Here is a 22,783-nt window from a genome sequence, read left to right as displayed (position 1 = left end):
GCCCACGCATATTGTAGGGGTGAAAGGGGCTCCTGAACGGGGATGACTTGGGCCAGATAAATGGCGGACACATCCACCGCGGAGCTCTCCAAGCCAAGCCGGGTCCACGCCGTCGGGCAATTGCACTTCCTCATCTGCATTCCTCATTCCTCAGGTTCAACAGTTTCGTCATGTCACCCACCGAGTATTTGAGCGCGCGGCACCCACGCTTAGCGCAGGTATCCCGGCCACCCTCATCTTGAACCAGCAGAAACGTGAACAGGAACTGCAAACCCGCCAGGACGCCAACCCTCATGCCACCGCAGACCCAATGAACGTGGCATGGGGCAATATGTTTGTCACCAGTTTCGGTGACAAACGGGAACCTTTTGGAATGGCCAACCATTAGGAATATGTAGCGTGAATGGAGATAATTGAGTTTGAACAATCCGGGCCCGCGCCGTGAGGCTTCGTGGGACCGAATCCAGATCGACTAAATCCTGGTTCTGTTGCAGTTCTTGGGATCTCTTGAGGAGCTTGTCAGCGCGTGTTCATGAAAACATTCGGATGGTCTTTCGCGATCACCGCAGTGGCACTTGTTGTCGCCTTCCTCTACGGCGGCATCGAAGCGCTCATCCTCTGTGCCATCCTCGGCGTTCTGGAAATCAGCCTCAGCTTTGACAACGCCGTAGTCAACGCGCGCATCTTGGAAAAGATGAGCGCGTTCTGGCAAAAAATGTTCTTGACGGTCGGTATCCTAATCGCCGTCGTGGGTATGCGCGTTGCATTCCCGTTGTTGATTGTGGGCGTCACCGCCAACCTCAACCCGGTCCAAGCCATTCAACTGGCGTTGGAAAAGGGCGATATCCATACAGTAGGTAGCTACGCCTACCTGCTGCACGAGGCACACCCGCAAATCGCAGCGTTCGGCGGCGTCTTCCTGCTGATGCTCTTCTTGGACTTCATGTTCGAAGAACGCGACATCCACTGGCTCAAGTGGCTCGAAAAACCGCTTGCTTTCATTGGTCGGCTCCACGGCGCCGCCATGGTCATTGCCCTGCTCATTCTGGTGGCTTCCGCCGCCATGGTCCGCCCCGGCAAGGAAATTGACGTTCTCATCGCCGGGATCTTGGGCATGGTCACCTACATGCTCGTCAACGGCCTGGGTGATCTCTTCGACGTCGACGGGGACGGCGATTCAGACGCTGATGACATTGACGCCGAGGCGGCAAAAATTGCCAAGAAGTCCAATAAGGGCGTCGGTAAGGCAGTAGGTAAGGCCGCTTTCATGCTGTTCCTGTATCTAGAAGTCATTGACGCGTCATTCTCGTTCGACGGCGTCATCGGCGCCTTCGCCATCACCTCCGACCCCATCATCATCGCCCTTGGCCTCGGCCTGATCGGCGCCATCTTCGTCCGCTCACTGACGGTTTTCCTGGTTCGCGAAGGAACACTCGATGACTTTGAATACCTCGATCACGGTGCGCACTGGGCCATTGGCGCGCTCTCCATCATCCTGCTCTTGACCATCAGCATCGAGGTCAATGAGGTCATTACAGGAATTATCGGCGTCGTCTTCATTGGTGCCGCGTTCCTGTCATCCATTGTTCGAAACAAGCGTGCCGCGGCTGAACTCAAGGTCGGCCAGCTCACCAGCTAGCATCAAACCCCAGCTTTTCCACACCTAATTAACAAGGAGCTAAACGTTATGGGACTTAGTTTGCAAAAGGGCCAGGCCCTTTCACTGAAGAAGAACGACGGCGGAGCCCTCACCCGAGTGCGGATGGGTCTCGGCTGGGACTCGGCAGCACCGGTTAAGCGTGGCCTATTTGGCGGCATGAAGAAGGCTGCTGACGTTGACTTGGACGCCTCGGCCATCTTCTTCGACGGCACCGGCAAGGCCCTTGACACGGTGTTCTTCAACCAGCTCAAGAGCAAAGACGGCTCAACCCAGCACACCGGTGACAACCTGACAGGTGAAGGCGACGGGGACGACGAGACCATCTTGGTAGATCTGTCCAAGGTTTCCCCAGCAGTAGCGCAGATCGTGTTTGTTATTAGCAGCTACAGCCGCCAGACCTTTGACCTGGTGGAGAACGCCTTCTGCCGCCTCGTTGACGATTCAACGGCTGGCGCCCCTGAAGTTGCTCGTTTCCAGCTGACCGATTCAGGCACCCACACCGCCATGATCATGGCCAAAGTGTCCCGTGAGGGTGACGGCTGGAAGTTTACTGCCATCGGCGAGCGTGCCAACGGGCGCACCGCGATGGACCTGATCCAACCGGCAGCAAACTCACTGTAGGGTTTCGCCAAAGGCTTTTTCGTTTTAGTTTGTAAGTGACACTTTTAGTTATTAAGGGAGTTCAGTTCTCATGGCATCTTTGACACTTTCCAAGGGAAGCAACCTTTCCCTGACCAAGGCAGATCCCGGGCTGCAGATGGCCATGGTCGGTCTGGGCTGGGATCCCCGCACCACCAGCGGTCACCAGTTCGACTTGGATGCATCAGCACTGCTGGTCACTGCCAGCGGCAAGGTCCGCAACAACGATGACTTCATCTTCTACAACCAGCTCGAATCCAAGGACGGATCGGTTGTTCACCAGGGGGATAACCGCACGGGCGAAGGTGACGGCGACGATGAGCAAATCCTCATCAACCTCAACACCGTCTCGGCCGACATTGAGCGCGTTGTCATTGTTGTCTCGATCGACCAGGCAGAAGCCCGCAGCCAGAACTTCGGTCAGGTTCGCGACGCATACTGCCGCGTCATCAACCAAGAAAACGATCACGAGATTGTTCGGTACGACCTCTCCGAGGACGCCGCATCGGAAACCACAATGGTATTTGCCGAGATTTACCGCAACGGCGCAGAATGGAAGTTCCGCGCCGTCGGCCAGGGCTACGCCAGTGGCTTGCACGGCATTGCCACTGACTACGGCATTGTTCTGGACTAGTTCCACCGTGGTGCGCGGGCACTATTCGCGCACCACACCCCATCGCTTTGATAGCATCCGGCACCCTGCCGATAATTCACAACGTAAGGACGCGATTTCATGGCTGGACTTTCGCTTGCCAAGGGCAACAACCTTTCCCTGACCAAGACCGACCCGGGCCTGCAGCAGGCACTCATTGGGTTGGGTTGGGATCCCCGCACCACAACGGGTGAGGCCTTTGACCTAGATGCTTCGGCGCTCCTGGTCGCAGCATCCGGGAAGGTCCGTTCCGGCGATGACTTCATTTTCTACAACCAGCCTGCAGCCAAAGACGGCTCGGTGACGCACCTCGGTGACAACCGCACCGGAGACGGTGGAGGAGACGACGAGCAGATCCTCATCGACCTGACCAAGGTTGCCGCCGATGTGGAGCGCATTGTCATTGTGGTCTCCATCGATCAGGCTGAAGCCCGCGGCCAGAACTTCGGTCAGGTCCGCGGCGCCTACTGCCGCGTGGTCAACCAAGGTAACGAGCAGGAAATTGTCCGCTTTGACCTGAGCGAAGACGCCGCCCCCGAGACGTCCATGCTGTTCTCGGAGATCTACCGCAACGGCAGCGAATGGAAGTTCAAGGCCGTAGGCCAGGGCTACGCCAGCGGCCTGGCCGGCATCGCCACCGACTTCGGCGTTCCACTGGGCTAGTCCCCACGCCCTCCCCAACTGCAGCCGCTGGCGCGTCTGCAGTTGGGGCCCCTCGGGCGCGTGGGCCCAACGAGCCGGTATTGCCGCGTGGGCCCATTTCAGCCACACAACTGCACTTCAGCAACCTCCAACAACTTGGAAAATTGGATCTCACCATGACATCACCGTTGACCCCGCCCACAGCAGCCGAAACCGCCCTCGTCCTGAAGGCCCCCGACGCCCCGGAAATCGTTGTGGCGGAAGAAGCCCCCGGCATGGTCCCCGTTCCGGCCGAACGCCAAGTGGAGATCAGCCGTCAGGCCGCAGACTTCATTGCAGAAATTGCCACGGTGGATGCTCGCAGCCCCGAATTCACGTCCAAGGTGGATGGCATTTCAAAGCTTGGCGGCGACGAAATGTCAAACTCCTCCGATGCCTCCAGCCGCATGTTGGAACGTTCTTCCACCTCGGTTGCCGGTTCCAAGAAGAGCGGCAACGGCCCGCAGGCCCAGGTTGCCGGGACGTTGAACGATCTGCGCAGCACCGTCGAATCCTTGACGCCCAACAATGCCGATCTAGGCGTTGGCCGCAAGATCTTGGGCTTCATCCCCGGCGGCAACAAGATGGCCAAGTACTTCCAGAAGTATGAATCAGCCCAGACCCAGCTCGATGCCATCATCAAGTCACTGATGGCCGGTCAGGATGAACTCCTCAAGGACAACGCAAGCCTGGCTGGCGAAAAGGTCAAGATGTGGGAAACCATGCAGAGCCTGAGCGAGTACGCGGTCTTTGCCAAGGCCCTGGACGCGGCATGCGTTGAGAAGATCGACGCTACCCGCGCCTCAGGTCAGATCGAGCAGGCGCAAAAGCTGGAAGCTGACGTGCTGTTCCCGATCCGCCAGCGTCACCAAGATATTTTGACGCAGCTGGCGGTTTCCGTGCAGGGCTACCTGGCCATGGATCTGGTCCGCAAGAACAACCTTGAACTGATCAAGGGTGTTGACAGGGCCCGCACCACTACCATTTCGGCGCTGCGCACGGCCGTGATTGTGGCCCAGGCGCTGGCCAACCAGAAGATGGTGCTGGACCAGATCGACGCCATCAATACCACCACGAACAACATGATTCTCAAGACCAGTGAGATGCTCAAGGATCAGACAGTGCGCATTCACCAGCAGGCGGCCAGTTCCGGCGTCAGCGTGGAGACCTTGCAGAAGGCGTTCGATAACGTCTTTGAAACCATGGACGCCATTGACACGTTCCGCGCCTCGGCCGCCAAGAACATGGAAGGCACCGTGCATGCCCTCGAGGACGGATTGGCCAAGGCCAAGCCGTACTTGGAGCGTTCACGCCAGTCGGAACGCGAGTAGGCTAAAACGTACGACGACGAAGCAAGGGTAATGCGATGATTGGCCGTTTTGTGGGGGGCAGGTTTGGCGGAGGCCACACGCCCCAAGTACCTGCCCAGCCGGCAGTTGACCCGGTAGCCGCGGAGATCGCCCAAATGGGCGCCTCCGTGGATAGCTTGCGCGCCGCGGTGCGCCGATCGGGTAGCAGGCTACCCCCCTTGCTCACCTCACAGCTGCGCCATTTGGGTGATCTCATGCGTGAAGCGGTAACTGATATTGGCATCAGGGGCTGCTCCACAGAGCAGCGAGTTCTACTCAACGCCATGATCTGCAGTTACGTTCCTACCCCCTTGCAGTCGTATTTGGCGCTACCCCCGGCACACCACGACGAGGAATCCTCGGCAACGTTCATGTTTGCTGAGCAACTGGCCACCCTGCAGGAGACCTTGGCGGATCTGCTGAACCAGATCCGCATTGGCGCTGTGGAAGAACTGTCCACTCACGGACGCTTCTTGGCGGATAAGTTCTCCGCTCAGGACGCTGCCCTACAACTTCAACAACCAGCATCAGAGAGGGACCCATTGCGCTTGGAGGGCCAATCGTGGCAACACTAGTGGCAGGGGCCAATGCGGCCCTGACGGCTGAAAATCCGGGTCTGGATCAGGTCCTTGTGGCCATGGGATGGGACACCATTCCCAGCCATGGCCCCCAGGCCGAGCTGGTCCCCTTCGCCATCATGTGCGATTCCGATGGCAAGGCAGTCTCCAACGACCACCTGGTGTTTTTCAACCAGCTTGTCAGCGCAGACACCTCGGTGACGTTTGTGGGCTCCTCCGATCAGGAACAGATTGATGTGGACTTAAGCAGGATCCCTGCGGATATTTCCAAGATCATCTTCCTGGCCTATGTAGACCCAGAATTTCGCGGTCAGGGCACCTTTGGCGCCGTGCGAAACGCCCACATCCGGGTAGCCACGGCTGAGAACCGGGAATTGGTCCGTTTTGACCTTGCAGTCAGCCAGCTGGATTCGGTCACGGCCATGATTTTCGGTGAGTTGTACCGGCACCGCGAGGACTGGAAGTTCCGCGCGCTGGGTCAGGGCTACAGCACCGGTCTGGCCGGCGTGGCCAAGGACTACGGAATCAGCCTTTAGGGCCATCTCGTGAATAATCCTTCAGCTCCCCGCACCGACTTGCCGTTTCTGCGTCGCCGGATCAAACCGGGCATGGCCCAGCCAACCGCTTCCTCTGTTCCGGCTTCAGCGTCAGCGCCCGCCAGCCCGTCCTTGTCTCTACGCCAGCCAGCCCCAGCCAGCCCACCGGCCAGCCCGTCCTTGTCCCTGCGTCAACCAGCGGCAACACCCGCCAGCCCATCGTTGTCACTTCGCCAGCCATCGGCAGCACCCGCCACTCCATCGTTGTCTCTGCGTCCACCAGCGTCAGCCGCGCAACCGGCATCCAGTGCTGCAACGTCGAGCACGCGACCCCAGCGGCCCTCCGGGCTGACGCTGGGAGGTGCGGCTCCGGCGTCGTCCACGAGTCCTCGGGCCAAGAAACTGGCGGCCCAGCGGGAAAAAGCCAAGCGGGAGGACCACGAGGTCCAGCTGCTGTTCCCAGCTCCCGGAATTCGGGACATTTACGAACTGAACCTTGTGGACCGTGTGCTCAGGCTGTCACCGTTGGAATCCTCGGTGGGCACCTTGGTTGTGGGCGGCAGCACGGCTGTGGCGTGGGAGGATGTGCGCCGTGTGACCGGCGGACAAACCGTTGATGGCCATAAGGCCGGGACCCCCGTCATGACGAAAGGTAACCGCGAACTTGTGGGTTACCACGGCCGCGACGCCTTGGTTTCGCTTCGGCATGTGCGCGAACTGCGCCGCGCCGTTTTCATCAACCGCAGCAGCTCGGCCATGGGTGTGCGGCTGTTCTCCGGCGAATCCGTGGCACTGCCGCCTGCCGCCGACGGCACCCAGATGGTGCTGCTGTTGCACAGGATCGGCAATGTGCTGGAACTGCGGGCCGAGCCGGTGCCGCACGACTGGTCCGACCTGCAGATTTGGCAGGAGTTCGACTTTTCCATGACGCACAGCGCACCCACCTCTGCCTACGGCCGCTAGGAAATATACCAATAGGGCCATACGTTTTGCTCAGTAGCTCCTTGAAAGGGCCAATGCGACATTTCCGCTCCTTGACCACGTCCCAAGTATCTACACTTTTCCACCGCCTTCCTGTGGAATTGACGCCCGAAAGCTCTCCTGCCTTGCAGGCCGTTGCCCTCGGCGGAACCTTGTACACGCCCGCTAACAGGCCGAATCTAGTCAAGGACGTTTTGCGCCAGCGCGATCTCGGTTGCGTGTCCATGGTGCTGTGTTTGGAAGATTCCATCCCCGATGCGGATGTGGCCGGCGCCGAGGAAAACGTGGTTGCCACCCTTACTGCGCTTGCTGAACGCGACGACGCCTTGCCGCTGCTGTTTGTCCGGGTCAGAACGCCGGAGCAAATGCTCTGGATCGCCCGCCATGCAGCTGCCGCAACAGGGGTGTTGACAGGCTTTGTGATCCCTAAGTTCGACAACGAATCCGGTGTAGCTGCGGCCTTCCTCGACGCGCTGCACACCATTCAGTCGGAGCTGGGGCTGGACGGCAGCCAAGCAACTAACACCCGCAGGCTACGCATCATGCCCATCCTGGAGTCGCCGGCCATAATCCACGTCGAGACTCGGGCCGCCGCGCTGACCAACATTTACACTCTGCTCGCCGCGAACCGCGAGGACATCCTCTCGGTCCGAATTGGTGCCACGGACATGTCCAGCGCCTTTGGTCTTCGCCGCTCACGCGATCTGACCATCTACGACGTCAACGTGGTGGCCGGCGTCATTGGCGACATTGTGAATGTGCTGGGCCGGCCCGACGGCGGTTTCGTCATCTCCGGCCCCGTCTGGGAGCATTACGCCAACACCGAACGGGTGCTGCGCCCGCAGCTGCGCGTCACCCCCTTTGTGGGCCCGCACGAAATCAAGCTGCGGCAACGCCTCATGACGGCAAATCTAGACACGCTCATCCGGGAAATTGAGCTCGATCTGGCGAACGGTCTGCTCGGCAAGACCGTCATCCACCCCACCCATGTGGCCCTGGTCCATGCCATGAGCGTTGTCAGCCATGAAGAGTATTTGGATGCCCTGGCCATTGCCGGCAACACCAAGGGCGGCGCCGCGGCATCTCCCTACGGCAACAAAATGAACGAGATGAAGCCGCACCAGGCCTGGGCACAACGCACCCTCCTGCGCGCCGACGCCTTTGGCGTGGCCGCCGCAAACATCAGTTTCGTGGAGCTGCTGGAAGCGAGCATGGCGTGAGCGTGACGGGCGCGGGCACGTGGAGCGGTGGCTTTGTTGCCGATCAGCTCAAGGTTGCCATCCATAGCGATCCCGCGAGTGCCGTAGACATCGAAGATTTGGTGGGCCTGGCCCTGCGCCGCAACCCCAAGCGGGCCCACCTGCTGGTCTCCCGAGTCCTGGCTAAACACGTGCCCACCGAACCGGATTTGGTCATCGCAGCCGGCGAGCTGTTGGGTGCGTTTGTTGCGGACCGCTTGTCCGCCCTGAAGCACGACGCCGGGCCCCTCCCCACGCGCAGCACTGAGTCTTCCGCTGTCCCTTCAGCTGTGCACTCTGCCGGTTCCACGCGGCGTGCCGACGCTGTAGCTTTGGCCGCTTCCAGGCTCACCGCAGTCTTGCGGCAACAGCCCGGGCAGCGGCAGGGGGCCATTGCCTCCCTCACCGCCGCGGTGGCACCGTTGCGCACAGAGGTGCCGGACGCCGTCGTGATTGGCTATGCCGAAACTGCCACCGGTTTAGGGCGGTTGGTAGCCAATGCTTTGGGCGCTTATTACATCCATTCCACCAGGCATGCCACGCCTACTGTGGAGTCGGTGGCCGGGTTTGAGGAGGGGCATTCACACGCTACCTCGCACGCCATGGTCCCCACGGATCCGCAGTGGTTATCGAGGAGCGGGCCGGTGGTACTGGTCGACGACGAATTCAGCACCGGTTCCACTGTCATCAACACCATTCGCGAGCTGCACGCCCTGACGCCGCATGAGATTTACGTGGTGGCCGCGCTCATTGACCTACGAAGCACCGCGGACAGGGCACGCTTTGCAGCCTTGGCCACGGAGTTGGGCTGCCAGATCCAAGTGACCGCGTTAGGCACGGGCTGGATTGAGCTTCCCGAGGATGTGCTGCGCCGCGGCCAGGAATTGGTGGACCGCGCCCCTGAGCCAGTGGCCGCAGCGGAAGCTCCAGGGCGGGTGTCCATCCTTGACCTCTCTGACAGACTCACCAGTGACGCCGTCACCCCTGTGCGCAGCGACCGCTTTGGCAACGTCGCCGCGCCACTGCCAGCCACCATTGCGAGCATTGCGGAGCAACTGGCGGAGCATCTGAAAACGACCGGCGGCCAAGGCCCGTTGGTGGTGCTGGGCTGTGAGGAAAACATGTTCCTGCCGCTCGCCGTGGCGCAAGCTCTCAACAGCCTGCGCCCGGATGTCGATGTGCGTTTTTCCACCACCACTCGCTCCCCAATCGTTCCCCTCGACCGGGCCGATTACGCCATCGCTGGCGCCCTGAAATTTGCCAGCCACGATCTCACCAATGACGGCCCCGGTCCCCGCTTCGCCTACAACCTCACCGGTTCGGGGCAACGGCCCGGAACCATTGTGGCTTTCCCGGAGCCGGGCACTGACTCCAAGCAACTGCTGCACAGCTCCGTTCCCCCTCTACCCTCGCTGACAGCGGCACTGGCGGCGGCAAGCGAGGACGTCGTGGTGGTATTGCTGCCCGTCGATTCACCAACAGCCGCAGCTCCCCACCAGAGCGCTCCACATCAGAGCACCACTAGCACCACACTCCCGCACCAAACAGAGGATGCTCCATGAGCCTGCCAGCCCTGCCAACACCCCTGACCGGGCCGGATTTTGGATCCTACGCAGCCGATGAGGTCACTTGGCTGCTGAAGGACTTGAGCCATCTGCAGCTGGAGGCCCCTACTGCGGAGCGGGAGCGTGCCATCCAGTCCGGTGCCGCGAACTACGCCGAATCACTACCGGTGGAGTACTCACCCAGCCCCGAATACCAGGAACTGTACCAAGTGGCCGTTGAGCGCGCGGGTGAGCGCATTGCCACAGCCGTAGGTGTGGTGACGGAGCTGGCGTTGGCCGCCCGAAACAACCAGCCGGTGCTGGTTTCATTGGCCCGCGCCGGAACCCCCATAGGCATCCTCATGCGGCGCTGGGCCAAAGAGATTCACGGCCTGGATTTGCCGCACTTCACCATGAGCATTGTGCGCGGTGTTGGTCTTGACCCAACAGCGTTGCGGTATCTGGCTGCCAACTTTGACCCGGAGCGGATCCTTTTTGTGGATGGCTGGACGGGCAAGGGCGCCATTTCCCGAGAACTCACGGCTGCCCTGGATGAGTTCGCCGCCAGTTCCGGCGTACGCTTCCCCGACGATCTTGCCGTGCTGGCAGATCCCGGGCATTGTGTATCCATGTTCGGCACCCGCGAAGACTATCTAATCCCGTCGGCCTGCTTGAATTCCACGGTTTCGGGGCTGGTCTCGCGCACCGTGTACAACGTGGAGCATATTGGCCCGCACGATTTCCATGGCGCCAAGTTCTATGCGGAATTGGCTTCCAGTGATGTCTCTAATGACTTCCTGAACGCCATTGACGGGCACTTCACGCGCGTCCACCCGGAGGTGCTGGCTCTGGCCGCCGAACACCAAGCAGCTGCACCGGAACCGAGCTGGATTGGCTGGCAGGCCGTGGAGCGGATCAGCTCCGAGTACGGCATCAACAACGTCAACCTGGTCAAGCCCGGCGTCGGCGAAACCACCCGCGTGCTGCTGAGGCGAGTGCCGTGGAAGGTGCTGGTCAATCCGGAGGCGATGACCGACGTCGCACATGTCCTTTTGCTGGCGGAACAGCGCGGAACCCCTGTGGAAGAAGTGCCGGGCCTGCCTTACAGCTGCGTCGGGCTGATCCATCCGCAGTTCGACAAGAGCGCCGTGGGCGCCGACGGAAAGGCCGTGCCCAACGCATGAGCACCCCCTACGTTGTTGCCTGCGACCTTGACCGCACGCTGATTTACTCCAAAAACTCGCTCTGGCTCTCCGGGGCGGACAAGGACGCGCCCGCCATGGTGGTGATGGAGGTTTATGAGGGTGCCCCGTTGTCCTTCATGACACGCGCGGCCGAAGCATTGCTGGTTTCCGTGAAGGCGGCGGCCACTTTTGTCCCGGCCACCACTCGCACCCAAGCTCAATACGAGCGCGTTCAACTGCCCGGGCCTGTCCCCGAATATGCCATCACCTCCAACGGCGGGGTGCTGCTGCATCACGGCGTGCCGGACGCCGCGTGGAATGCGCAGCTCACGGCCCACATGGCGGCCGATTGCGCGCCGCTGGAAGTGATTGAGGCGCACCTGTCCAAGCCGGAATTTGCGCCGTGGATCCTGCGCCTGCGCCGCGCCGAGGACCTTTTTGCGTACGCCATCATCGACAGGGATGCCATGCCCGAAGCCTTCCTGGCGGACCTTGTTGAACTGTGTGCCACGGCGGGCTGGAGTGTTTCCGTGCAGGGCCGCAAGCTCTACTGCGTTCCGAACCCCATCAACAAGGCGGCGGCATTGGCGGAAGTGGCTCGCCGAACAGGCACCGAGCACGTGATTGCGGCGGGTGATTCGCTGCTGGACCAAGGCATGCTGGACTTTGCCCACCTCGCCTACCGTCCCATTCATGGAGAATTGCACGACGCCGGACACCTGGCTCCCCATCTCCGCCTCACCTCGGTGCGCGGGGTCCTCGCAGGTGAGGAAATCCTCCGCGAGATTCTGGCCGAAGTCGCGCCCGCGTAGCCACTCCGGCCACCCCCCTCTCCCTCCTTCCGGCTCGCGAAAGGTGAGCAGTTGCTAATGTTCGAGCGTGACATTAGCAACTACTCACCTTTCGCGGGTGGTGGTGGGCCCAATCCGGCACAGCAATGTCAGTACCCACCGATAGGCTGGAAGTTACCGCCATTCATACCTTGGGGAGAACTCCGCCTTGTCGCCACCACGTCCGGCCCGCTCATTTGGGACCGCCGATTTCATCATGATCCCGCTGCTTGCTTCCGTCCTGCTGGTCACCACAGCATGTGGCGGCGCAGCAACCCTCGAGGCCGCTCCGGCGTCGACCACGGCAACACAGAGCGCAACACCCAGCGCCACAAAGAGCCCAACACCGAGCCCCACCCCCACGGCGGATGATGTGGCCCCGCTGGATGGCGAAGATGTACCGGATGCAGGTGGTGCCGATCTGGCGTCGAACCAGCAGCCGCCCTTTGCTGCGAAGGCACTGGAGGTGTTGGAGACGCTGCCTATCAAGGGCCGCGCGCCCAAGACCGGATATGACCGGGCCCTTTTTGGTCAGGCGTGGGCGGATGTGGACCGGAACGGTTGCGATACCCGCAATGACATTTTGGACCGGGACCTGATCGCCAAAAACTTCAAGCCCGGCACGCGCGACTGCCTGGTTCTCACCGGCGTTCTGGCCGATCCTTACACGGCCACCACCATTGATTTTGTGCGTGGTTCTGCCACCAGCAGTGCTGTCCAAATTGACCATGTGGTGGCGCTCAACGATGCCTGGCAAAAGGGTGCGCAGCAGCTGAGCGTGGAGGAGCGAACCTCCTTGGCTAACGATCCTTTGAACCTGTTGGCTGTTGACGGCCCAACCAACCAGCAAAAGGGGGCCGGCGATGCCGCCACCTGGCTGCCGCCAAACAAGAGCTACCGCTGCGACTACGTGGCTCGGCAAATTTCCGTGAAGGCTACCTACAAGTTGTGGGTCACCCAGGCCGAGCATGACGCCATGGCAAGAGTCCTCGATGATTGCGCCACCATTGAAGTTCCCACGAACCAGACAGCCGCCCCAGTGGAACCCGTGGTGTTGCCTCCTGTGGCTCCGGTTGCCCCTGTGCCCGCCGTCGAGGCTGCTCCCGTTGCTCCTGCGGTTGAGCCCGCAGCCCCGGCCCCGGCGCCGGTTCCGTTGGTGCAGGTCCCAGCCCCGGCACCTGCGCCCGCTGCTTACTACCAGAACTGCTCAGCTGTCCGTGCAGCCGGAGCGGCCCCCATCCGCGTAGGGGATCCGGGATTCCAGTCCAAGTTTGACGGCGATGGAGATGGCGTGGGCTGTGAGTAAGCGTTACGGTGCCACGCTCGACCGCTGCGTGGTCAGAAAGCTCTAGCAACGCAGCCGGTTCGCACTAGACTTAAAGCGTGAGTTCCCCAAGCGAGCAGCCGCTGATTCCCGCCGTGTGGCAGCGCCATGACACGGTGATCCTGCCGTTGTGGCGCGAAAGGTTGAGCGCCGAGATGGGGACTGCAGTGGCGGCCCGCTACGCCGCTGGACTCTTTTTTGAAGACAGGCGCCGGCCTATCGCCCAATGGTTCAATCCAGCGCTGGGCGCTGCCTTACTCGTGGGCATCGAGACCTCCGCCGAATGGCCGGTTCAGCGTTTCGCAATGTTCTACGCGCCCGCTAGCGGAGGTGTCATCCGGGTCCATACAAATCTCCACGAATGGTATTTGCGGACACCGAACACATCTCCCACCGAGGCGGAAGCTTTCTCCGGGGCCATTCGTTCTGCCGAGTCATTCCTCCAAGTGGAAATGGACTGGCTCTAAGAAGCTACAACCCCCAAAACCATCTTCACGCCAAGGAAAAGCATGACGGCGGCAATCAGCCCGTCCAAGACACGCCACGCACCGGGCTTGGCGAAAACTGGCCGTAAGAGCTTAGCCCCATAACCCAGAGCACTGAACCAGATGATGCTGCCCAAGGCAGCTCCGGCACCGAACCACCAGCGCAATTCGCCGTGTTGGTTCGCCAAGGTGCCCAGCAGCAGCACCGTGTCCAGATAAACGTGGGGGTTCAGCCAGGTTAGTGTCAGAGCCGTGACAAGGACAGCCTTGCGGCCAAGGCTTCCCTGTTGGTCCCCTGCAGTCAGCGCCCCCTCCCGGAAAGCTCGTTTGGCAGCCAGCGCGGCGTAGGCGATCAGAAAGGCGGCTCCCGCCAAACTGATCACAGTAACAACAGCTGGCGCCGCAGCGATCACGGTTCCAATCCCAAAGATTCCCGCGCCGATCAGGACCACATCGCTGAGCATGCAAACCAAGACAACTAAACCAACGTGTTCCCCGCGGATGCCCTGCCGCAGCACAAAAGCATTTTGGGCTCCGATGGCGATAATGAGGGCCAGGCCAGCGCCGAGCCCGGTGGTCATGGTGGCAAAAATATTCAGGGTAGTCACAAGCATTGAAACTACTAGACTGACATTCAGCAGTACAGCTAATGTTTTTCATGCTACCTAAGGAAATCTAATGATCAGATTTCAGTCAGAGCAGCTCCGGACCTTTCTGACGGTGTTGGAGAACGGCACTTTTGACGCCGCTGCCCACAGTCTGCACGTGACCGCCTCGGCGGTGTCTCAGCGCATCAAGGCCATGGAGCATGTTGCCGGGCAGGTCCTGCTGCTGCGAACCACACCCATCACCACCACGCCGGCCGGCACCGTGGTGCTCAAACTCTCCCGGCAACTGCGTCAGCTTGAAGATGACGCAGCCGCGGAACTGGAGCCCAACACGGGCACCCGGGGATCCCTCACCATCGTGGTCAACGCCGATTCCTTGGCCACCTGGTTCATGGACGCCCTCGCCTTGCTTCCGAACGACGGGCGCCTGAACGTGGAACTTGTCCGCGAGGACGAACAACACTCAGTGAACCTGCTCCGCTCCGGAGCCGTCATGGCCGCAGTCACCGCTACGGCAACGCCCGTGCAGGGCTGTTCCGCAACCCCGCTGGGGACCATGAACTACCGCGCTATAGCGTCCGCCAACCTCATGGAGCAGTGGTTTCCCAAGGGCTTCACAGCCGAACAACTCACAGCAGCCCCCGTCATCCAATTCGACCGCAGCGACACCCTGCAAAACAACTTTTTGGCACAAACCACCGGCCAGCACCATTCCGGCCCGCAACATTTCATCCCGGACACCATCCAATTCGCCGAGGCAGTGAAACTGGGCCTCGGCTGGGGCATGATGCCAGAAGCCCATTGCCAGGATGGGCTGCGCTCGGGGAACCTCGTGGAGTTGCGCCCAGGAAGCCTCGCCCAAATCCCGCTATTTTGGCAGCGGTGGAAGATCCAATCGCAGGCACTTGATGTGCTCTCGGTGGCCGTGGCCCAAGCAGCCGCGGAGGCCCTCGGCTAGGATCCATTCATGAGCTCTCCCACCCACCAACGCCGCAATCAAGGCGTGCTGGTTGTTGGCCAATTGCTGTCCGGCGTAGGCGTCGCCTCGGGCGTTGCCGTAGGCGGAATCTTGGCCGCACAACTGGCAGGCACGACGGCGGCATCTGGCTTTGTGCAGACTGCGTCGGCTCTGGGCGCGGGGCTGGTTGCCGTACCGCTGGCCAACCTCGCCGTCCGAGCCGGGCGCCGCTGGGCTCTGAGCACCGGCTTTGCGCTCGGTGCCGTGGGTGCGGCCCTGGTTCTTTTGGCTGCCTCGCTGGGCCAGTTCTGGCTCATGGCTACCGGCATGTTGTTCTTCGGTTCGGCCACGGCGTCCGGGCTGCAGGCACGCTATGCCGCAGTGGACGGTGCTGCCCCGGAAAAAGCCGGCCGCGCCATGGCCATCGTTATCTGGGCCACCACCGTCGGCTCGGTGGCCGGGCCCAACTTATCCGAACCCGGCAGATTGTTCGGCACCTCGCTGGGCCTGGTGCCACTCTCTGGCCCCTTTGTCTTTTCCTTGATCGCCTTTATCACCGCGGCGCTCGTCATAGCCATCTTCTTCCTTGCGCCAGTCGCCAGCACAGCGGCAGCTGACACAGGAGCGGCGGTTGAGGGTCCGGCGTCGTCCGCTCCTCAACAAGTCAACCCAGATAGGCCAGAGAAAAAGAACAAGCGCCATGGTGCCTGGCGCGCGCTCCGGCTGGCGAGCCACAATCCACGGACTCTCTTTGCCCTTGCGGCCGTCACGGGTGGGCACGCCATCATGGTGGGCGTGATGGTGATGACCCCAGTGGCCATGGACGCGCACGGGCATTCGCTGGAGATCATTGGCATAGTCATCAGCCTCCATATTCTGGGCATGTATGCCGCTAGTCCGTTATTTGGATGGCTCGTGGACAGGCTCGGCGCGATGCGTGTGGTCATGCTGGGTTGCGGCATTTTCCTGGCCGCCATCACGCTGGGAGCCATTGTCTCGGAAGGCAGCGATCCGGCCCTGATGTCCATGGCGCTGACCATGCTGGGGCTGGGATGGTCGGCCTGCCTGATCGGCGGATCGTCCCTGCTGACTGCGTCCGCGCCAGAGGATTTGCGAGTCCCGCTGCAGGGTGCCAATGACATGACCATGAACTTCGCTGCCGCTGGCATGGCAGCTATGGCCGGACCGGTGTTGGCTATGGGTGGATTTTTCTGGGTCAATATGATGGCGCTGGCGGTGCTGATCGTGATGGTCAGCTTTGGTGTGCGGGCTTGGCGGGCCGCGCCGGATCCTGCTATTCCCCAGCACGTCACGGACGCTGCGGGGTAGCCGGGCAGGTAGTCTGGCAGGCATGCATTCGCCTATCCCGCCCAAACCCGCATCGACCACCGGGCCCAAAATTCTCACCTTCAGCGGCATTGCCGTGCTGCTGCTCGGGATAGTTGCGCTCATCGTCGGCATCACCACGATGGTGTCCAACTTGCCGCTCAATATCATCACCGCCCAAGGTCAGCCCGGCAGTGCTGCGTTGACTGCCCTGACGATGTCGGAGGAGTTTGAACTCTCCTCGGCCGGTGGCCTCAGCTACGATCTGTGGGAGGTCCAGCAAAGCCCCACCGGCCAGTTCGGACTAGAACCAGATACCGTTAGCGTCATAGGGCCGGACGGAAATTCGGTGGCTGTTGAGCCCACCGAGGTCAGCGGTAGTTCTTCGGTGGGCGGCTTCAAGGCTCAGTCTTTCGCCTCCTTCTCAGCTGCGAAGGCTGGCAGCTACACCATCGTCATCACCCCAGGTCCTGGCTATTCCGGGCCCAGCACCAACTTTTCCGGCACCGAAGGTCTAAGTGCTGACAGCCCCGCCCCGGTCGACGCCGTCATGACCGAAGGTTCTGATTTCAGCTCCTTCTTCACCGGTCTCTTCACGTCCGTCGGCGGCATCATTGTGGGGGTCTTTGCTCTCCTCGTGGGCGGTGGCCTGACCATTGGCGGAATAGCGTGGTGGATCAACGCCAATGGGCGCCGAAAAAGAGGCTTCACTGCCGGCGTTTGATGCTCGTCAGGAGTTTTTGCCAGCCGTTTTCCGCCGCATTGCCACACGGGGGTAGTTGTTACCTTTCGCGCTCGGCAGACCGTCGGCGAAAGGTAACAACTACCCCCGCACCCTTCAGCGCGACGCTTTAGCACCCAAAATATGCCGCAGGGCCGCCTCAAGGTCCGGATGGCGGAACTCATATCCCGCACCTTGGACCTTAGCGGCGGATGCGCGCTGGCTGGCCAGCGCCAATTCGGCCGCGCCCTGCGCTCCCAGCAGCAGTTTGGGACCAAAGGCAGGCACCGTCACAGCGGCGGGTCGGTGCAGCACCCGGCCCAGGATGCGCGCAAACTCGCCGGCCTTCACCGGATGCGGGGCAACGCCGTTGAACGCACCGTTCACCTCCGGCGACAGCGCGGCGTGGGCAAAGATGCCGGCAATGTCATCAATGCCTACCCAACTTTGCCACTGACTCTCACCCAACGGACCACCCACACCCGCCAGATACAGCGGAAGCAGACGCTGCAACACGCCACCACCGGCAGAAAGCACAATGCCGGTCCGGACATTGACCACCCGCACCCCGGCCTGAGCCGCGGGTTCACAGGCAGCTTCCCAGTCCCGGCAGACGGAGGCCAGGAAATCACTCCCGGCAGGATCGGACTCCACGAGCGCCGCGGGCAGCCCACCCTCCGAAGAAGCGTGCGGGTCTGCGCCGTAGTAGCCCACGGCGGAGCCGGAGACCAAGGTGCGCGCCACGCCGTCGGACGCTAGAGAGGCCAAGGTCTCGGCCAACAAGGAGGTACCGCGTACCCGGCTCTGGTGAATTGCTTCCTTGTTGGCCTCCGTGAACCGCCCACCAATGGGGTGCCCGGCCAGATGAATCACCGTGGTGCAGCCAGCCAGAGCCTCACGGTCAATGTCTCCGGTGTCCGGATTCCAGAAAATCTCATCGGCACCACGCGGCGCGTGCCGGACCAGCCTGCGCACGGTGTGCCCGCCGCCGCCCAACAAGGCACAGAGTTGGCGGCCCACCAACCCCGACGCCCCACTCACAGCAATCACCCGTGGCTCACCCGCATGCGAGGCGTGGAAGGCTAGATCTCCCTGCAGTTGCTGCTCTCGGAACGCAAACATGCGTGTCAGCTCGGCCTGCATCTGCCCGTGCGTCCAGCCGTTACGGGCCACTTTAGGCAGCTCGAACGTCATCGCATCGTGCATCACAGTGGTGCCAGGCGTTCCGTCCACAAAGGTGTGAGTGTGGCTACTGGAAGCAAGCGGCCCCTTGTCCATGACGTCAGTGAAGCTGACATCCGGCACCAATTCGGTGTGCCGTGCGTACCAGCGCAGCTCGGGCCGTGCCCACGGGACCGGCAGCACGCCCCGCACCGCGCCTGCCGCGGAACCCAGCCACATCCCCAGCCCGCCCGGGACACCCACACCAAGGACCGCCGTGGACCCTGGGTTGATGCCGTCACTGGGTTCGGCGCGGATTGTCCCAAAGAACGACGGCGTGAGCCGCACCAGGGCGCCGGGCCGGGTAAACCACCGGAATACCTCAGCGCGCGGGAAGGGAAGGATGGTTTCATAGCGGAACGTGGGCATGAGTTCTCCAAGTCGGTGTCACTCCCATCTTGCCTCACAAGCGGCCCCGCGCGCACGGCCCACCTGGCGAGTCGCGCCGCAGGCAACCATGCACCTCGAAAGCGCCAATGTGGGTGGCTCTTGCTAGATTCAAGAGCATCGACCTGCATTACTAGGTACGCCATGGAAGGCACAGAATGTTTTTGCTTGACTCCCCAGAGGGCAACAAGCCGCTGATCTTTTCGGCGTCGGATTTGGTAACGGCCAGCGAATGCCAGTACCGGACGCTGCGGATTCTGGACGAGAAGCTCGGCCGGGCCACCAAGCCGGGCTTTGCCAAGGACGACATGCTTGAACGTGCCGCGAAACTGGGCGACGTCTACGAAGAAAAGATCCTCAACGAATACGAGAAGAAATTCGGCAAGTGGGATGCTGCGACGGGCAACGGTGTGAAGTCTGTTTCCCGCGCGGAAGGTGCGCTGAGCTGGGCCGGGCTGGAAGCCAAGCGTGAGGAAACGCTGGAGGCGCTGCGGATCGGCGCGGACGTTGTTTTCCAGGCCACCTTCTTTGACGGCTCCATGGTGGGCTTTGCCGACTTCCTGATGCGCCAGGATGACAACGCGTACGCCGTTCACGACACCAAGCTGGCCCGGCACGCAAAAGTCAGCGCCCTGCTGCAGCTTGCCGCCTATGGGGATCAGCTGCAGAAGTACAAGATTCCTCTCCATGAGGTGACTACCCTGGTACTGGGCAACCGGAAGCACAGTGACCACGCCATGGCGGATTTGCTACCCGTCTTCCGTGAACACCGGGAGCGGTTCCTGAGACTGACCAGCGCCCACCGTGCCCAGCCGCTGCCTGTTGCCTGGCTGCAGGAGGGCATTAGCTATTGCGGTCGCTGCGACTACTGCTCTCAGCAAGTGGCCGAGCATCAGGACTTGCTCCTGGTCAACGGCATGACCGGGTCCCAGCGTCGCAAGCTCATGGCACAGGGCATCAGCACTGTCCAAGCACTGGCAGATATGCCAATTCCGCCAGCCAAAGGTCCGCTGGAACGCCTGCGCGACCAGGCTCGCATGCAGCTGGGACTCGAAACACCCACCGGAACGGCCACTGTGGGCGAAGGCGCCGAGGCCCGTGAAATCAGCTTCAAGGTGCTGCCGACTGTCAGCAAGCTGCCTGCGCCAAGTGACGGCGACATCTTCTTCGACTTTGAGGGCGATCCCCTGTGGCAGGACCCGGTCACGGAAAAGTGGGGCATCGAGTACCTGTTCGGCTCCATTGAGGCGCTGCCGCCCGGTGTGGACCCGGCAGCTGTGCCGGATGCGGACCTGGTGTTCAAGCCGTTCTGGGCGCATTCCCGGGACGAGGAACGAGCGGCATTCCTCAACTTTCTCGACTATGTGGAGACCCGCCGCAAAATATGGCCGGACATGCATGTTTACCACTACGCGCCGTATGAAAAGTCGGCACTACGGAACCTCTCCGTTTTCCATGGAGGGGGCGAGGACACCATCGACGACTGGCTGCGCTCGGGCCTGCTTGTCGATCTGCTGGACACCGTCCGCCAGTCGGTACGCATCTCGGAGAGCTCCTACTCCATCAAAAAGCTCGAGCCGTTTTACATGGGCAAAAACGTCCGCGCGGGCGATGTAAAAGACGCAGGCGCCTCCGTGGTGGCGTATGCCGAGTATTGCGAACAGCGCGACGCCGGACGTGCTGGTGACGCTGCCATGGCCGCCAAGGCGGAGGAGACGTTGGCCTCCATCAGCGATTACAACCGGTACGACTGCGTCTCTACGCTGCGCCTGCGTGACTGGCTGTTCACCATCGAGGCCGCGACAACGGCGGCATCCTGGGCCGAGGGTAGCGGCAAGCTCAAACTGCAGGAAGAAAAGAAGAGCAGCTATGAGCCTAGCCCCGAAGAGCTCCGCCTCGACGAGTACATCTCGGCTCTCAGGGGACAAAAGGGTTACGATCTCAGCGCCGAGGAAAACGCGGTCGAGATGGTGGCGGCCGCCGCCAGCTACCACCGGCGTGAGGACAAGCAGTTCTGGTGGGGCCACTTTGACCGGCTAGAAAAGGGCCCCGAACACTGGGCCGAGGAACGCAATATGCTCCGCATCAACGATGTCGAAGTGATGGAGGATTGGGCCAGGCCCGCCGACAAGCCCCGTGCCCGGACCGAATCCCGCACCCTCAAGGTCACCGGAACAGCCACCGAGGGCTCGGACTTCCGCACTGGAACCACTTGGTTTGGAATGTACAACGCCCCGCTTCCCGAGGGAATGGAGGACGACCCTGCCGAATCAGGCAGGGAACCCGCCACACGCGGTGGACTGTTCAACGTCGCCGTCCTCGAAGACGTGTCGGACCCGGGGACCCCGGAACTGACCGTTTTGCTTGTGACGGAAAAGTCCACCACCAAAGTGCAGCCCTACAACCAGCTGCCCATTGCCTTGGCTCCCAACAAACCTGTCCCCACGGCAAGCATCCGGGCGGCGCTCTCGGAACTGGCCACCAAAGTGGGCGGAACGCTTCCCACACTGCCTGCGCCACCCGCCTTCCCTCCCACGGCGCCCAAGCAGCCCAAGCTGCCCAAGCACCCGGGCTTGGATATTCTGCGCAAGGCCACGCCCAGGCTGAGGGACGGCGCAAGCCTGCCCTCCGCCGTCGTGCATGGAGACGGGCACAGCACGCAAACGCATGACTACATCACCGCCATTACCGACGCCGTGCTGAGCCTTGACCATTCCTACCTTGCCGTCCAAGGCCCGCCCGGCACTGGAAAGACGCATGTGGGATCGCACGTCATCGCCCGCCTCATGAAGGAGGGCTGGAAGATTGGCGTGGTGGGGCAGTCGCATGCCGTGGTGGAAAACATGCTGCGGGCGGCGATTGAAAAGGCGCACGTTGACCCCGAACGCGTGGGCAAGAAACTGGCCACGCCTCATGAGGTACCGTGGAAAACCATCGACGACAAGCAATTCGCCAAGCTCCTGAACAGTGAGGGCGGCGCGTTGATTGGCGGCACCGCATGGACCATGACCGGCACCAATGTCCCTGAAGGCTCGCTGGATTTGCTGGTCATTGACGAGGCCGGGCAGTACTCTCTGGCCAACACGCTAGCCGTATCCCGGGCGGCCAAGAACCTACTGCTGCTGGGCGATCCGCAGCAACTGCCGCAGGTCACGCAGGGCTCGCACCCGGCTCCCGTGGATGAATCCGCGCTGGGTTGGCTATCCGCCAGCCACGCCACCTTGCCGGAAGAACTGGGCTACTTCCTCGCCGATTCCTGGCGCATGCACCCTGACTTGTGCGCTGCGGTGTCCCGCCTGAGCTACGAGGGGAAGCTGACATCGGCACTGGCGGCCACCCAGCGCCACCTCGAAGGCAAAGTCCCGGGCGTGGAAACCGTGTACGTCAGCCAGGATCCTGCGAGCGAAAAGGACAATAAGCAGTCTTCTCCGGAGGAGGCCGCGGAAGTGGTGGTCCAGGTGAGGCAACATGTGGGCCTCATGTGGACGGCGGGCCCAGACAAAGCCCCGCGCGCTTTGGCGCAGGAGGACATCTTGGTGGTGGCCGCCTACAACGCCCAGGTCAATCTGGTCCGGGAGATCCTGGACCAGGCAGGCCTGCCCGACGTAAAGGTCGGAACCGTGGACAAGTTCCAGGGCCAGGAGGCTCCGGTAGTGCTGGTGACCATGGCCTGCGCAGACCCGTCGGGAGCCCCACGCGGGATGGAATTCCTGCTGAACCGCAACCGCATCAACGTCGCCGTGTCACGCGGGCAGTGGCGGGCCGTCATCATCCGCTCCCCCGAACTGAGCAACTTCATGCCGGCACGCCCCGAAGTCATGGCAGAGCTGGGCGCCTTCATCGGCCTGTGCACTGCAAATGCGAACTCCGTATGAGCCGCC

20 protein-coding genes are annotated in these 22,783 nt (G+C 61.8%); 18 read left to right on the top strand and 2 right to left on the bottom strand.

What is annotated here, in order from left to right; all coding sequences use genetic code 11:
- Positions 1-526: 526 nt before the first annotated feature.
- The 14 genes from CXQ93_RS17760 to CXQ93_RS17690 all read left to right on the top strand — a co-directional run bounded on the left by CXQ93_RS17760 (position 527) and on the right by CXQ93_RS17690 (position 13,663).
- Positions 527-1,639, top strand: coding sequence for a DUF475 domain-containing protein (locus CXQ93_RS17760; RefSeq protein ID WP_104111738.1), 1,113 nt, complete (start codon positions 527-529; stop codon positions 1,637-1,639).
- Positions 1,640-1,687: 48 nt separating this feature from the next.
- A complete protein-coding gene (locus CXQ93_RS17755; RefSeq protein ID WP_104111737.1) occupies positions 1,688-2,281 on the top strand; it encodes a TerD family protein in 594 nt (197 codons plus the stop codon).
- Between the two features lie 70 nt (positions 2,282-2,351).
- Entirely contained in the window at positions 2,352-2,933 is a 582-nt protein-coding gene (locus CXQ93_RS17750) for a TerD family protein (protein WP_104111736.1), read from the top strand.
- Positions 2,934-3,032: 99 nt separating this feature from the next.
- Positions 3,033-3,614, top strand: a complete 582-nt coding sequence (locus CXQ93_RS17745; protein ID WP_062286221.1) for a TerD family protein — start codon at positions 3,033-3,035, stop codon at positions 3,612-3,614.
- A gap of 155 nt (positions 3,615-3,769) precedes the next feature.
- Complete coding sequence (locus tag CXQ93_RS17740; RefSeq protein ID WP_104111758.1) at positions 3,770-4,963, top strand: toxic anion resistance protein; 1,194 nt, start codon at positions 3,770-3,772, stop codon at positions 4,961-4,963.
- A gap of 35 nt (positions 4,964-4,998) precedes the next feature.
- Entirely contained in the window at positions 4,999-5,556 is a 558-nt protein-coding gene (locus tag CXQ93_RS17735; RefSeq protein WP_104111735.1) for a hypothetical protein, read from the top strand.
- Complete coding sequence (locus CXQ93_RS17730; protein ID WP_219817383.1) at positions 5,544-6,095, top strand: TerD family protein; 552 nt, start codon at positions 5,544-5,546, stop codon at positions 6,093-6,095. Before CXQ93_RS17735 ends, CXQ93_RS17730 begins: the two co-directional genes overlap by 13 nt.
- A 9-nt stretch (positions 6,096-6,104) precedes the next feature.
- Positions 6,105-7,058, top strand: coding sequence for a hypothetical protein (locus CXQ93_RS20440; RefSeq protein WP_146073252.1), 954 nt, complete (start codon positions 6,105-6,107; stop codon positions 7,056-7,058).
- A gap of 113 nt (positions 7,059-7,171) precedes the next feature.
- The gene (locus CXQ93_RS17715; RefSeq protein ID WP_258069096.1) at positions 7,172-8,296 is read left to right on the top strand and encodes an HpcH/HpaI aldolase/citrate lyase family protein; all 1,125 of its coding nucleotides are present in this window, start codon (positions 7,172-7,174) and stop codon (positions 8,294-8,296) included.
- The gene (locus CXQ93_RS17710) at positions 8,293-9,876 is read left to right on the top strand and encodes a phosphoribosyltransferase domain-containing protein (RefSeq protein WP_104111730.1); all 1,584 of its coding nucleotides are present in this window, start codon (positions 8,293-8,295) and stop codon (positions 9,874-9,876) included. Before CXQ93_RS17715 ends, CXQ93_RS17710 begins: the two co-directional genes overlap by 4 nt.
- Complete coding sequence (locus tag CXQ93_RS17705; RefSeq protein ID WP_104111729.1) at positions 9,873-11,042, top strand: cysteine protease StiP family protein; 1,170 nt, start codon at positions 9,873-9,875, stop codon at positions 11,040-11,042. The genes CXQ93_RS17710 and CXQ93_RS17705 overlap by 4 nt, the downstream gene beginning before the upstream one ends.
- A complete protein-coding gene (locus CXQ93_RS17700) occupies positions 11,039-11,854 on the top strand; it encodes an HAD family hydrolase (protein ID WP_104111728.1) in 816 nt (271 codons plus the stop codon). The genes CXQ93_RS17705 and CXQ93_RS17700 overlap by 4 nt, the downstream gene beginning before the upstream one ends.
- A 187-nt stretch (positions 11,855-12,041) precedes the next feature.
- The gene (locus CXQ93_RS17695) at positions 12,042-13,178 is read left to right on the top strand and encodes a DUF1524 domain-containing protein (RefSeq protein ID WP_256939490.1); all 1,137 of its coding nucleotides are present in this window, start codon (positions 12,042-12,044) and stop codon (positions 13,176-13,178) included.
- A 77-nt stretch (positions 13,179-13,255) separates the two neighbouring features.
- On the top strand, positions 13,256-13,663 hold the full coding sequence (locus CXQ93_RS17690; RefSeq protein ID WP_104111726.1) for a hypothetical protein: 408 nt from the start codon (positions 13,256-13,258) through the stop codon (positions 13,661-13,663).
- Here the strand turns inward: CXQ93_RS17690 and CXQ93_RS17685 are convergent.
- Complete coding sequence (locus CXQ93_RS17685) at positions 13,660-14,289, bottom strand: LysE/ArgO family amino acid transporter (RefSeq protein WP_374953423.1); 630 nt, start codon at positions 14,287-14,289, stop codon at positions 13,660-13,662. The two genes, CXQ93_RS17690 and CXQ93_RS17685, sit on opposite strands and share 4 nt — an antisense overlap.
- 70 nt (positions 14,290-14,359) lie before the next feature.
- On the opposite strand from CXQ93_RS17685, the gene CXQ93_RS17680 reads away from it, so the two are divergent.
- From CXQ93_RS17680 to CXQ93_RS17670, 3 genes are read left to right on the top strand one after another with little or no spacing between them, the layout of a single operon-like run.
- The gene (locus tag CXQ93_RS17680; RefSeq protein WP_218711968.1) at positions 14,360-15,247 is read left to right on the top strand and encodes an ArgP/LysG family DNA-binding transcriptional regulator; all 888 of its coding nucleotides are present in this window, start codon (positions 14,360-14,362) and stop codon (positions 15,245-15,247) included.
- Positions 15,248-15,256: 9 nt separating this feature from the next.
- On the top strand, positions 15,257-16,576 hold the full coding sequence (locus tag CXQ93_RS17675) for an MFS transporter (RefSeq protein ID WP_104111725.1): 1,320 nt from the start codon (positions 15,257-15,259) through the stop codon (positions 16,574-16,576).
- 22 nt (positions 16,577-16,598) lie between these two features.
- Entirely contained in the window at positions 16,599-17,297 is a 699-nt protein-coding gene (locus tag CXQ93_RS17670) for a hypothetical protein (RefSeq protein WP_104111724.1), read from the top strand.
- Between the two features lie 114 nt (positions 17,298-17,411).
- On the opposite strand, the gene CXQ93_RS17665 is transcribed toward CXQ93_RS17670, so the two are convergent.
- Positions 17,412-18,884: a TIGR01777 family oxidoreductase gene (locus tag CXQ93_RS17665; RefSeq protein ID WP_104111723.1), complete on the bottom strand. Its 1,473-nt coding sequence runs from the start codon at positions 18,882-18,884 to the stop codon at positions 17,412-17,414.
- 176 nt (positions 18,885-19,060) lie between these two features.
- Between CXQ93_RS17665 and CXQ93_RS17660 the strand changes: the two genes are divergently transcribed.
- Positions 19,061-22,777, top strand: coding sequence for a bifunctional RecB family nuclease/DEAD/DEAH box helicase (locus CXQ93_RS17660; RefSeq protein WP_104111722.1), 3,717 nt, complete (start codon positions 19,061-19,063; stop codon positions 22,775-22,777).
- Positions 22,778-22,783: the final 6 nt, after the last annotated feature.

This window comes from Arthrobacter sp. N199823, from assembly GCF_002929705.1.
Taxonomy (GTDB): domain Bacteria; phylum Actinomycetota; class Actinomycetes; order Actinomycetales; family Micrococcaceae; genus Specibacter.
Note: the sequence above shows the minus strand (reverse complement) of the source record. Positions and strands in the feature narration are given on the sequence as shown.

Coding starts and splice junctions, on each gene's coding strand:
- CXQ93_RS17700 (WP_104111728.1), top strand. CDS start 11,039: ATGAGCACCCCCTACGTTGTTGCCTGCGACCTTGACCGCACGCTGATT.
- CXQ93_RS17740 (WP_104111758.1), top strand. CDS start 3,770: ATGACATCACCGTTGACCCCGCCCACAGCAGCCGAAACCGCCCTCGTC.
- CXQ93_RS17705 (WP_104111729.1), top strand. CDS start 9,873: ATGAGCCTGCCAGCCCTGCCAACACCCCTGACCGGGCCGGATTTTGGA.
- CXQ93_RS17670 (WP_104111724.1), top strand. CDS start 16,599: ATGCATTCGCCTATCCCGCCCAAACCCGCATCGACCACCGGGCCCAAA.
- CXQ93_RS17675 (WP_104111725.1), top strand. CDS start 15,257: ATGAGCTCTCCCACCCACCAACGCCGCAATCAAGGCGTGCTGGTTGTT.
- CXQ93_RS17745 (WP_062286221.1), top strand. CDS start 3,033: ATGGCTGGACTTTCGCTTGCCAAGGGCAACAACCTTTCCCTGACCAAG.
- CXQ93_RS17755 (WP_104111737.1), top strand. CDS start 1,688: ATGGGACTTAGTTTGCAAAAGGGCCAGGCCCTTTCACTGAAGAAGAAC.
- CXQ93_RS17660 (WP_104111722.1), top strand. CDS start 19,061: ATGTTTTTGCTTGACTCCCCAGAGGGCAACAAGCCGCTGATCTTTTCG.
- CXQ93_RS17735 (WP_104111735.1), top strand. CDS start 4,999: ATGATTGGCCGTTTTGTGGGGGGCAGGTTTGGCGGAGGCCACACGCCC.
- CXQ93_RS17680 (WP_218711968.1), top strand. CDS start 14,360: ATGATCAGATTTCAGTCAGAGCAGCTCCGGACCTTTCTGACGGTGTTG.
- CXQ93_RS17750 (WP_104111736.1), top strand. CDS start 2,352: ATGGCATCTTTGACACTTTCCAAGGGAAGCAACCTTTCCCTGACCAAG.
- CXQ93_RS17665 (WP_104111723.1), bottom strand. CDS start 18,884: ATGCCCACGTTCCGCTATGAAACCATCCTTCCCTTCCCGCGCGCTGAG.